Here is a 12413-nt window from a genome sequence, read left to right as displayed (position 1 = left end):
CTCAACTTCGACGCTAGCCCTAAAGCTATTTCGGAGAGAACCAGCTATCTCCAAGTTCGTTTGGAATTTCTCCGCTACCCACACCTCATCCCCGCACTTTTCAACGTACGTGGGTTCGGTCCTCCAGTGCGTTTTACCGCACCTTCAACCTGGACATGGGTAGATCACATGGTTTCGGGTCTACGACTACATACTCATTCGCCCTATTCAGACTCGCTTTCGCTACGGCTCCGTTTCTTCAACTTAACCTCGCATGCAATCGTAACTCGCCGGTTCATTCTACAAAAGGCACGCTATCACCCATTAACGGGCTCTAACTTGTTGTAGGCACATGGTTTCAGGATCTATTTCACTCCCCTTCCGGGGTGCTTTTCACCTTTCCCTCACGGTACTGGTTCACTATCGGTCACTAGGGAGTATTTAGCCTTGGGAGATGGTCCTCCCGGATTCCGACGGAATTCCTCGTGTTCCGCCGTACTCAGGATCCTCCTAGGTGTCTTTCACATTTCGTCTACGGGGCTTTCACCCTCTTTAGCTGACCTTTCCAAGTCATTCAACTATCTGAAAAAACTACCATATCGGAGTCCTACAACCCCAAGATGCAAGCATCTTGGTTTGGGCTTTTCCCGTTTCGCTCGCCGCTACTCAGGGAATCGAATTTTCTTTCTCTTCCTGCAGGTACTTAGATGTTTCAGTTCTCTGCGTCTACCTCTTATCAGCTATGTATTCACTGATAAGTAACATCCTATAAAAGATGTTGGGTTCCCCCATTCGGAAATCTCTGGATCAAAGCTTACTTACAGCTCCCCAAAGCATATCGGTGTTAGTCCCGTCCTTCATCGGCTCCTAGTGCCAAGGCATCCACCATGCGCCCTTATTCACTTAACCTTATCAACCTTACGGTTGGGTTTTGATAAAGATCTTCTAGCGATAGAAGTTTTATCAAGAAAAATAAGCAATTGAACTTATTAAAAAACTCATTCAACGCGGTGTTCTCGGTTTGTTTTGATTTCTTTACTTTAAATATCCAGTTTTCAATGAACAACGTTAACGACCATTGTCGTTAATGGAGCCTAGCGGGATCGAACCGCTGACCTCCTGCGTGCAAAGCAGGCGCTCTCCCAGCTGAGCTAAGGCCCCAAATAAATTTTGAGAGTAAACCTCTCAAAACTGAACAAAGACAAACGATGTGTAGTTTCCGTACTATTCCTTAGAAAGGAGGTGATCCAGCCGCACCTTCCGATACGGCTACCTTGTTACGACTTCACCCCAATCATCTATCCCACCTTAGGCGGCTGGCTCCAAAAAGGTTACCTCACCGACTTCGGGTGTTACAAACTCTCGTGGTGTGACGGGCGGTGTGTACAAGGCCCGGGAACGTATTCACCGCGGCGTGCTGATCCGCGATTACTAGCGATTCCGGCTTCATGTAGGCGAGTTGCAGCCTACAATCCGAACTGAGAGAAGCTTTAAGAGATTAGCTTAGCCTCGCGACTTCGCAACTCGTTGTACTTCCCATTGTAGCACGTGTGTAGCCCAGGTCATAAGGGGCATGATGATTTGACGTCATCCCCACCTTCCTCCGGTTTGTCACCGGCAGTCTCGCTAGAGTGCCCAACTAAATGATGGCAACTAACAATAGGGGTTGCGCTCGTTGCGGGACTTAACCCAACATCTCACGACACGAGCTGACGACAACCATGCACCACCTGTCACTTTGTCCCCGAAGGGAAAGCTCTATCTCTAGAGTGGTCAAAGGATGTCAAGACCTGGTAAGGTTCTTCGCGTTGCTTCGAATTAAACCACATGCTCCACCGCTTGTGCGGGCCCCCGTCAATTCCTTTGAGTTTCAACCTTGCGGTCGTACTCCCCAGGCGGAGTGCTTAATGCGTTTGCTGCAGCACTGAAGGGCGGAAACCCTCCAACACTTAGCACTCATCGTTTACGGCGTGGACTACCAGGGTATCTAATCCTGTTCGCTCCCCACGCTTTCGAGCCTCAGCGTCAGTTACAGACCAGAGAGCCGCCTTCGCCACTGGTGTTCCTCCATATATCTACGCATTTCACCGCTACACATGGAATTCCACTCTCCTCTTCTGCACTCAAGTCTCCCAGTTTCCAATGACCCTCCCCGGTTGAGCCGGGGGCTTTCACATCAGACTTAAGAAACCGCCTGCGCTCGCTTTACGCCCAATAAATCCGGACAACGCTTGCCACCTACGTATTACCGCGGCTGCTGGCACGTAGTTAGCCGTGGCTTTCTGGTTAGATACCGTCAAGGGATGAACATTCTCTTCTCATCCTTGTTCTTCTCTAACAACAGAGTTTTACGATCCGAAAACCTTCTTCACTCACGCGGCGTTGCTCGGTCAGACTTTCGTCCATTGCCGAAGATTCCCTACTGCTGCCTCCCGTAGGAGTCTGGGCCGTGTCTCAGTCCCAGTGTGGCCGATCACCCTCTCAGGTCGGCTATGCATCGTTGCCTTGGTGAGCCGTTACCTCACCAACTAGCTAATGCACCGCGGGTCCATCCATCAGTGACGCAAAAGCGCCTTTCAGCTTTCTCTCATGCGAGAAAAAGCGTTATGCGGTATTAGCACCTGTTTCCAAGTGTTATCCCCCTCTGATGGGCAGGTTACCCACGTGTTACTCACCCGTTCGCCACTCCTCTTTTCCAATGAACCGAAGTTCGGCGGAAAAGAAGCGTTCGACTTGCATGTATTAGGCACGCCGCCAGCGTTCGTCCTGAGCCAGGATCAAACTCTCATAAAAAAATTTGAAACAATCTTGCGATTGTTAAGCTCATAAAAAATTAACTTTGCTAGCTATTTGCTTGCTTGTTGTATAACTTCTACCTCGTAGAAGTGTCCTACACAATTGGTTCGTTTGCTTGCTTTGTTCAGTTTTCAAAGGTCTACATTTGCTGTTCTAGCAACTTTTATATCATAACAGTTTGACGTTTTTTTGTCAACTATTTTTTAAAAAAGTTTTTTTCAAGAAATTTAAATTCTTGAATGCCGTTTGACAGCGACTTGATTATTTTAACAAATGAATTGTTACTTGTCAACAATTTTTTCAATCTTTTTTATTGATAGCTCAACGTTTTAATTGAATTCGTTTTGACGACTTTGTTATAATATCATGTGTCATTTACTTCGTCAACTCTTTTTTTCAAAAGTTTCAAAAGTTTTTGATGTCGTTTAGGACAAGTAATAATATACCAAGTAAATCCTTTAAGGTCAATGAATTTATCGTGTTTTTTCAAACTTTTTTCATTTCCGATTATTGAAAAACACATGCAAATAAAATGTTCGCTTTTCGATAAAAACAATGTCTTTTTTCTACTATTTATACTCATAAAACCAATAAAAAAAGTTGCGGATAAAAAACCGCAACTTTTTTCTACTATAGTATTAACGCATTGTTGGGAATAATAAGACATCACGAATTGATTGTGCGTCAGTTAATAACATGACTAGACGGTCAATTCCAATTCCTAATCCCCCAGTTGGTGGCATACCATACTCTAACGCTTCTAAGAAATCTTCATCCACACCATGTGCTTCATCATTTCCAGCTTCGCGTTCTTTTTCTTGTGCCTCAAAACGTTCTCTTTGATCAATTGGATCATTTAATTCCGTAAAGGCATTTGCAAATTCACGACCAACGATAAATAATTCAAAACGGTCAGTGAAACGAGGATCTTCCGGATTTTTCTTCGCTAGCGGAGACACTTCAACAGGATGTCCGTAAACAAATGTTGGTTGTTGCAAAGTTTCTTCCACAAATGTTTCGAAGAACTCATTAATAATATGTCCTACACTCATCGCATCGGTAATTTCAACATTGTGCTCTTTTGCAAATTGACGGGCTTCTTCCACAGACATTTCTTGCCAGAAGTCAACACCAGTCTTTTCTTTCACTGCATCAACCATATGCACACGATTGAAAGCAGAAGCTAAATCAATTTCTTGGCCATCGTATACAAGATGTGCTGTTCCTAAAGATTTTTCAGCAGCATGACGAATAATTCCTTCTGTTAAATCCATAATGTCTTTGTAATCAGTATACGCTGTATAACATTCTAACATTGTGAATTCAGGATTATGTGTTGTGTCAATTCCTTCATTACGGAACACACGACCGATTTCATAAACTTTTTCCATACCACCAACGATTAAACGTTTCAAGTGCAATTCCAAAGCAATACGCAAATATAAATCCATATCCAAGGCATTATGATGCGTGATGAATGGACGAGCTGCCGCACCACCTGCTTGGTTGTGTAATACAGGCGTTTCAACTTCTAAGTAACCTTGCGCATCTAAATAGCGACGAATTTCGCTGATGATTTGACTGCGTTTTGTAAAACGATCAAAACTTTCTTGATTACTAATTAAATCTAAGTAACGTTGACGGTAACGTTGCTCAATGTTTGTTAACCCATGATATTTATCTGGTAATGGACGTAAAGCTTTTGATAAAATCGTAATTTCTTTTGCTTTAACCGATACTTCACCAGTATTTGTTTTCATAATTTGTCCAGTAACACCAAAGAAGTCACCTAAATCTGCATGTTTAAATACGTCATATGCTTCGTCGCCAACTTCATCTTTACGTACATAAATTTGGATGCGGCCTTCGCGATCTTGTAAATGTGCGAAACCAGCTTTTCCTTTTCCACGTTTTGTCACGATACGTCCAGCAATACTTGCTGTCAGTTCCATTTCACTTAATTCTTCTTTTGTACGTGGTTCAAATAATTCATGCAACTCGGCAGAATTATGGGTACGGTCAAATCGTTGGCCAAATGGATCGATACCTTCTTCGCGCAATTGTTCCATCTTTTGTCGACGTACCAGCATTTGGTCATTTAATTCTTCTTGTGTTTGTCGTTCCTCTGTCACGAGTTTTCCTCCGTTCTCTGATATGTTTCCTTTCTATAATGCCAATGTTAACAAAAAAAAGCAAGTCGAAGTTATCCTTCGACTTGAATTTTTCTAAGATGATTAACTTTTAACAGGTTGCGATTCGACCTTCTCAAGAAATGCTTCTAATAAATGAACGGTCGTTTCTCGATTTTCAGATTGATTAATCGCCGCTTTCACTTTTGCTGCGCGTGAGATTCCTTTTAAATAGTAGGCAGCGTGTTGACGGAATTCTAAAGAAGCTACTTTTTCACCCTTTAAATCAATCAAACGATCAAAATGCAAAATCGCCGTTTCGATTTTTTCACGTGGAGTTGGTTCAGCAATGAGTTCGCCGGTTTCTAAATAATGCTTGGTTCGGCGAATCATCCAAGGATTCCCTAAAGCAGCGCGTCCAATCATCACTGCATCACAACCAACTTCTTCAAACATTCGCTTCGCATCTTCGGGTGTACGAACATCGCCATTTCCCATAAACGGAATCGAAATGTTTTCTTTGACTTCTTTTAAAATTTCCCAATTGGCATGCCCTTCATACATTTGTACACGGGTACGTCCATGCATGGCAATCGCTGCGGCACCTGCTGCTTGAGCGGCTTGCGCATTTTGGACAGCAAAAACATGTTCTTCATCCCAACCAATCCGCATTTTCACGGTGACAGGTTTATCAATAGCTGAAGAAACAGCATGTACCATCTCGTACACTTTATCTGGATCAAGCAACCACTTCGCACCCGCTTCGGCTTTAATGATTTTATTCACTGGACATCCCATATTGATATCAATAATATCTGCTGTCGTGTTTTCAGCGACAAATTGGGCCGCTTCTACTAAAGAATCTTTATTGCCGCCAAAAATTTGTAAACTTAACGGATGCTCCGTTTCATCGATGTGTAACATACTTAAGGTCTTTTTGTTACGCATTTGAATTCCTTGGTCACTAATCATTTCGCAAACGACTAATCCTGCCCCAGCTTCTTTCACGGTTACTCGAAAGGCAGAATTCGAAATACCTGCCATGGGTGCAACAACGACACGATTCGGAATTTCTACGTTACCAATTTTCCATGTATGTGTCATCTATTCTTTCTCTCCTGTAATTTCTTGGATTAATGCTTCCAATTCAGGTTCATCAAAATAATATTTTTCACCACAGAATGAACACACTGCTTCTGCTCCGTGATCTTCATCAATCATCGCTTGAATTTCACTTGTTCCTAAAGTAATGATGGCTGTCGCAAATTTTTCTTTTGAACATTCGCAGTTAAATTGAACTGGAGAATCTTCTAAAATCATAATTGCTTCACCGTCAAAGATAATTTCTAAAATATCTTCTGGTGTTTTTCCTTCTTCTAATAAGGAAGAAACATTCGGCAAGTGTTTCAAACGTTCTTCTAAAGCGTCAATCACTTCATCACTAGCACCTGGCATCACTTGTAGCATAAAACCACCAGCTGTTTTGATAGAATCATCGGTATCCACTAAAACACTTAAACCAACAGCAGATGGAATTTGCTCTGAAACGGCTAAGTAATACGTAAAGTCATCGCCTAATTCACCAGAAACAATCGGTGTTTGACCAGAAAATGGTTCTTTTAAACCTAAATCTTTAATGACTGTAAAGACACCATTGGTTCCTACTGCACCACGTACATCGATTTTTCCTTTATCATTTAAAGGTAAACTGACATGTGGATTTTGGATATATCCTTTGATATCGCCTTTACCATTACTATCAACAATAATGGCGCCAGCAGGACCGTCACCTTGGATTTTCACCGTCATTTTGTCGTCACCTTTTAAGGTTGCACCTAATAAAAGTCCGCCCACTAATGAACGACCTAAGGCTGCGGAAGCTGTATTCCAAGTATCGTGACGACGTTGTGCTTCTGCTACTACTGCGGTTGCATTGATTGCATAGGCACGAACATAGCCACCATATGCTAATGCTTTTACTAAATAATCTTTCATGGGTTGTTTTCGCTCCTTCATTCTTTCACTAGTGAATCATACTAGTATCTTCTTCTTTTTTCAACTTTACGGTTTTTAACAAGAGAAGAGGCTGCGACATCGGTCACAGCCTACTTTCTTGTTATTCTTTTGAATCGTCTTTATCTGTATCAGCTTTCGATTCTTCACGAATATTCGCAAAGTAATCTTTTGCCTCTTCAAATTCAGCTTTTTCTTCCGCTTGTTTTTCCGCATCTTTCGCTTCTAACGCACGTTTTGCTTCTTCAAACGATTGCGCTTTTTCACTTGGGAAGTCACTGTTTTCTGACCCTTCAGGCATTTTACCTGTTTCAAACAATGATTTAATTGCTTTTGCATCTAGCGTTTCAAACTCTAATAATTTTTCAGCAATTAATTTATGTTGTTCGCTGTATTCTTCAATGATTTCACGCGCTTTCGCATGTGCATTCATTAAGATAGCACGAACTTCTTGGTCAATTTCAAAGGCTACTTGTTCAGAATAAGCTTTTGTTTGACCATAATCACGGCCAACAAAGACTTGATGATTTCCTTCATATTGAACAGGTCCAAGTTTGTCACTCATTCCATATTCAGTTACCATGCTACGAGCTAAAGCTGTTGCTTGTTCAAAGTCATTTGATGCACCTGTTGATTGTACGTTGAAGATAATCTCTTCTGCTGTACGTCCACCTAACAGACCAACAATTTGTTCAAACATATCATCTTTTGTCATTAACATTTGATCTTCTTTTGGTAAAGCAATCATATATCCGCCGGCACGACCACGAGGGATAATTGTTACTTTATGAACCACACGTGCACGACTCAAGACTAAACCAACAATGGTATGTCCTGCTTCATGGTACGCAACCATTTCACGTTCACGTTTGCTAATCACACGGTCTTTCTTCGCTGGACCAGCAATCACACGATCTTCAGCTTCATCAATATCAGAAGCATCAATTTTCTTTTTATTACGACGAGCAGCAACTAACGCCGCTTCGTTTAAGACGTTTTCTAACTCAGCACCAGCAAAACCTGGTGTTTGTTGTGCCACCACTTTCAAATCAACATCATCTGCTAATGGTTTGTTACGGGCATGCACACGTAAAATAGCTTCACGCCCCTTAACATCGGGACGGCCAACAAGAATTTGACGGTCAAAACGACCTGGACGTAATAACGCTGGGTCTAATACATCCGAACGGTTGGTTGCAGCAATAACGATAACGCCTTCGTTACCACCAAATCCATCCATTTCAACTAACAATTGGTTAAGGGTTTGTTCACGTTCATCGTGTCCGCCACCCATACCAGCGCCACGTTGACGACCCACTGCATCGATTTCATCGATAAAGATAATCGCTGGTGCATTTTTCTTCGCTGTTTCAAATAAATCGCGTACACGACTGGCACCGACACCGACAAACATTTCTACGAAGTCTGAACCAGAAATAGAATAAAATGGCACGCCTGCTTCACCAGCAACGGCTTTCGCAAGTAATGTTTTACCTGTTCCGGGAGGTCCCTCTAAAAGAACACCGGCTGGAATACGTGCACCTAATTCAGAGAAGCGACGAGGATCTTTCAAGAATTCAACCACTTCGACTAATTCTTGTTTTTCTTCTTCCGCTCCAGCTACATCAGAGAAACGCACACGGTTGGCCTTTTTGTCTGCTTCTTTGGCTTTTGATTTACCAAAGTTCATTACACGGCCGCCACCACCGCCGCCACCACCTTGTTGCCCCATCATCATATAGAAGAAGAAAATGATGATAACTAGTGGTAAGAAACTAATCAATAACGATAACCAAATACCGCTACTTGATTCTTCTTCAATCGATGTTTTGACAGAGTGCTCACTTGCAAGCGTAGTAACTTCGCTTAAAGTTGAATCATTAGGTAAAACGATTGTTGTGAATCGTTTAGTGGTTGATTGGGTTGAGCCTAAAACAGCTAAACCATTATTATTATTGATCTTTTGTTCTTCATTGTACTCACCGGTGATGCGATAGACACCATTTGCCGGTTGCACTTTAAACTCTTTGATCTCGCCTTCTTCTAATTGTTCAGTGAACTTAGAATATTCGATCTCAGGCGTTTGGTTTCCACCATTCCCTAGGAAGAAGTAAACAACCATGACCATTGCCAGTATGACCAGCACATAATACAGGGTATTTCTTACTGTTCCGTTATTTTTTTTATTCATGCGGCCCCTCCTTGCCAATTTGTCTTACTTTGACCTTTCCATTGTATCACAATTTTTTTAGAAACGGTCACTCTTTTGTTTCGTAAACGCTTGGTTTTAATACCCCTACATAAGGAAGGTTACGGTATTGCTCCGCATAGTCTAAACCATAACCAACAACAAACTCATTTGGTACGTCAAAACCGATATAATCAGCTTCAATATCGACTACGCGTCCTTCAGGTTTGTCTAATAATGTAACAATACGCACAGATTTCGCTTTACGGTATTTGAATAAATCAACTAAGTAAGCTAAAGTACGACCACTGTCGATAATATCTTCAACAATCAACATGTCGCGACCTTCCACGTTTGTATCTAAGTCTTTGATAATTTTTACTTCACCAGACGATACAGTTGCATTGCCATAACTTGAAACATCCATAAAATCTAATTCTAAGTAGCAATCCATTTCACGGACGATATCTGCCATAAATGGTACAGCACCTTTTAAGACACCTACAACGAGAGGATTTTTATCAGCGTATTCGTCAGTTAACTCTTTACCTAATTCCTCGCAACGTTTCTGGATTTCTTCTCTTGTAATTAAGATTTTTTCAATGTCTTTTTCTAACATCTTGTTTCTCCTTCCAAATTCTACTCCTAATATGTGCGAACATTTCTTGAGAAAAGGGCCTATTTTATACTCACTCTTCCAAGCAAACCCCATTGTTCAGGCGGTTTGACTTCTTATCATCTCGATGATTTTTTTCATTAAAATCAAAAAGTGGCTATTTTAACACTACAAATTGTAGTTTGTTTCTTTCATCCTTCGATAAAGCAGTACGTAGTGTATTTTATCAGTTTCTTTCGCAATACTCAAATAGGAAAAAGCGTAAGGTATCAATCCTAAAACCTCTTCTTGTTCGGTTGTTAGCACCCAAGCTTGTTCACGTTTTTCGTTTGGAATTTTTTTATCGATAAAAAAGCGCCGGATTTTTTTAGTTAAATGCCGATTTAAAGCGATTTTATCGCCACTTTGACGTTTTCTAAGGACGGTTACAAAAGGAAAGTTTACCGACAAATCTTGGCGATACTCTGACCAAAGTTTGACTTTTTCGGGAATTTTTTCTTCGCCTATAGGAAAAATTCCAATCCATTCTTCCTCGGATAAAAAATATGCCTCACCAATTTTCAAGCGAAACTGTGTCCCTGTAATCTTTTCTTTCACTTTTTGAGCAATTGTAATCTGTTGGTACGTTTTTTTGATGTGCCATTGTTTAGCTAACATCACCGTTCCTTGTGCTGGTCCTGAAAAAAGCTGCATCGCTTGTTGGATTTGTTTTTCTGTGAAGCCAATTTGTTCCTCGATTTGTAGTTGTTGTTTCAATGCTTGCAAAAAGAAATAACGTTTGGCTTCTGAAAGATTGAAATAATCAGCTAAGTCAAAATGGTACCCCTGTTGGTCCACAGTCACCAAACGCTCCAGCCACTGTTGTTGCTGTTCAGCAATGATTTCTTGCGCCCAAATTGTTTGATTCGACCATTGTTGGAAGTGATGATGCACTTGCGGATTTTCAGCTTGCAAGAAAGGTACTACGTGATGACGAAGCCGATTGCGTTGCATGTCCAAAGAAAAATTGGTTTCATCTTCAAAATATGGTACACCATTGGTCTGACTATAAGCTAAAATTTCCGCCTTGGTCGTGGTTAATAACGGACGAATCAACATGCCTTCACCAAAAGCTTGAGACAAACGAATACCGCTACTACTAAAAAAGTTGCCTTCACGTACCAGCTTCATCAAAATGGTTTCCATCTGATCATCACTATGATGGGCTGTTAACAAAACTGAATAGCCATATTGTGTCATAATTTGTTGAAAAAATGTATAACGAAACTGTCGGGCAGCCGCTTCGACTCCGGTTATTGCTGGTTGCTCCCAACGTGTTTGATACAAGGGAATCTGACGTTGCTGACAATACTCCGTTAAAAAAAGTGCTTCTTGATACGACGCCTCACGTAATTGATGATTGACATGAACCACACCAAAAGGTACAGAAAGAGTTTCCAACACGTGCATCAATACCATTGAATCTACACCGGTTGATACTGCGAGTAACAGACGATCGTTTGCTTGCCACAATTGGTTTTCTTCCACTAATCGTGCGACTTTTTTTGCTAGCATACGGTTTCCTCCTTGTGCATTCAAAACAAAAAACAGGTGAGGAAATTCATCTCAAAAATCCCCTACCTGTTCCAATTTAATCATTAGTTACGGCGACCGCCACGGCCCCCACGTTTGCCTTCTGTGTTACGACGTAAAGATGATAAACGATCATCACTGTCTTTTAAGAACGAACTCATTAATGAATCGAAGTCTTGTTTGTTATTCCCTTGCATTTGTTGATTGTTACGTGGGAATGATTTTTTCGGACTTGATCGATTAAAGTCTTTTTTCGGAAAGTCACGTTTCTCTTCTTTTGGTTTGTCTTCTGCCTTACGGATTGATAATCCAATCTTTCCATCATTTCCAATGGTTGTTACAAGTACGGTTACTTCATCGCCAACTTTTAAAACATCGTTAATATCTTTGACAAAGCCGTTAGATACTTCACTGATGTGAACAAGTCCAGTTTTGCCTCCACCTAAATCAATAAACGCACCAAAATTTGTAATCCCTGACACTTTTCCAGGTAGTTTCGCTCCAACTTCGATTGACATAAAAAAATGTTCCTCCTAATTTTTGTCCCATTTTGAAAACTTCTTATGATGTCGTCATAAGATTCTCGTGATACGAGCAATCCCCGTAGTTTCTACGGTTATTTTATTTATGCTTTATACGTGTGCAAAAATTTTTACACAAACGTTGCACGACACAAGTTTAATGAACAGTGCGAGTTATTCGCTTGATTCAGTTGTTGAATCATCTGCTTTTTCAGCAGCTTCATTCCCAGGTAATGGGAAGATTAACTCACCTTCTTTTGAATATAAGAAACGGCTACGGGCAACTTTAGCGACATAATCATCGTCTTTTAATAATGCCACATCTCTTTTTAGATTCGCCATTTTTTGTTTCACTTCCGTTTGTTTCGCGATGGTTTCTTGTTTGACGTCTTGCAATCGTTGCAGACGCAAATAATCGTTAAACAAGGAAATGCCGACACTCAAAAAAACCACGAATGCGACCACGAAAACAGCCATTAAGCGACGACGACGAAAGATAATTTGTCGTTGTTGATACGCATATTTGGCATACTGTTCTTTGGCATAGTCTGTGTCTAAGATTTTCACATTGTCTTTTCCCTCTTTGCTCACAGGTACTC

8 protein-coding genes, 1 tRNA gene and 2 rRNA genes (1 of these 11 cut by a window edge) are annotated in these 12413 nt (G+C 41.2%); all 11 read right to left on the bottom strand.

What is annotated here, in order from left to right:
• A 23S ribosomal RNA gene (locus tag PYW32_RS00885) occupies nt 1–888 on the bottom strand; it reaches 2027 nt to the left of the window's first position.
• Nucleotides 889–1067: 179 nt separating this feature from the next.
• A tRNA-Ala gene (locus PYW32_RS00880) sits at nt 1068–1140 on the bottom strand.
• Between the two features lie 74 nt (nt 1141–1214).
• Nucleotides 1215–2772, bottom strand: a 16S ribosomal RNA gene (locus PYW32_RS00875).
• The 16S and 23S rRNA genes sit together here with 1 tRNA gene alongside, the layout of an rRNA operon.
• A gap of 641 nt (nt 2773–3413) precedes the next feature.
• The gene (gene lysS / locus PYW32_RS00870; RefSeq protein WP_016176210.1) at nt 3414–4907 is read right to left on the bottom strand and encodes a lysine--tRNA ligase; all 1494 of its coding nucleotides are present in this window, start codon (nt 4905–4907) and stop codon (nt 3414–3416) included.
• 102 nt (nt 4908–5009) lie between these two features.
• Nucleotides 5010–6008, bottom strand: coding sequence for a tRNA dihydrouridine synthase DusB (gene dusB, locus PYW32_RS00865; RefSeq protein ID WP_016176209.1), 999 nt, complete (start codon nt 6006–6008; stop codon nt 5010–5012).
• Nucleotides 6009–6899, bottom strand: a complete 891-nt coding sequence (hslO, locus tag PYW32_RS00860; RefSeq protein WP_016176208.1) for an Hsp33 family molecular chaperone HslO — start codon at nt 6897–6899, stop codon at nt 6009–6011.
• Between the two features lie 121 nt (nt 6900–7020).
• On the bottom strand, nt 7021–9108 hold the full coding sequence (gene ftsH / locus PYW32_RS00855) for an ATP-dependent zinc metalloprotease FtsH (RefSeq protein WP_016176207.1): 2088 nt from the start codon (nt 9106–9108) through the stop codon (nt 7021–7023).
• Between the two features lie 67 nt (nt 9109–9175).
• Complete coding sequence (hpt, locus tag PYW32_RS00850) at nt 9176–9724, bottom strand: hypoxanthine phosphoribosyltransferase (RefSeq protein WP_016176206.1); 549 nt, start codon at nt 9722–9724, stop codon at nt 9176–9178.
• Between the two features lie 165 nt (nt 9725–9889).
• Complete coding sequence (tilS, locus tag PYW32_RS00845; RefSeq protein ID WP_016176205.1) at nt 9890–11275, bottom strand: tRNA lysidine(34) synthetase TilS; 1386 nt, start codon at nt 11273–11275, stop codon at nt 9890–9892.
• An 83-nt stretch (nt 11276–11358) separates the two neighbouring features.
• Nucleotides 11359–11811, bottom strand: coding sequence for a S1 domain-containing RNA-binding protein (locus PYW32_RS00840; protein WP_016176204.1), 453 nt, complete (start codon nt 11809–11811; stop codon nt 11359–11361).
• Between the two features lie 177 nt (nt 11812–11988).
• Complete coding sequence (locus PYW32_RS00835) at nt 11989–12405, bottom strand: FtsB family cell division protein (RefSeq protein WP_016176203.1); 417 nt, start codon at nt 12403–12405, stop codon at nt 11989–11991.
• Nucleotides 12406–12413 lie beyond the last annotated feature (8 nt).

Origin of the sequence: Enterococcus saccharolyticus subsp. saccharolyticus (assembly GCF_029023825.1) — a bacterium.
GTDB lineage: Bacteria > Bacillota > Bacilli > Lactobacillales > Enterococcaceae > Enterococcus_F > Enterococcus_F saccharolyticus.
Note: the sequence above shows the minus strand (reverse complement) of the source record. Positions and strands in the feature narration are given on the sequence as shown.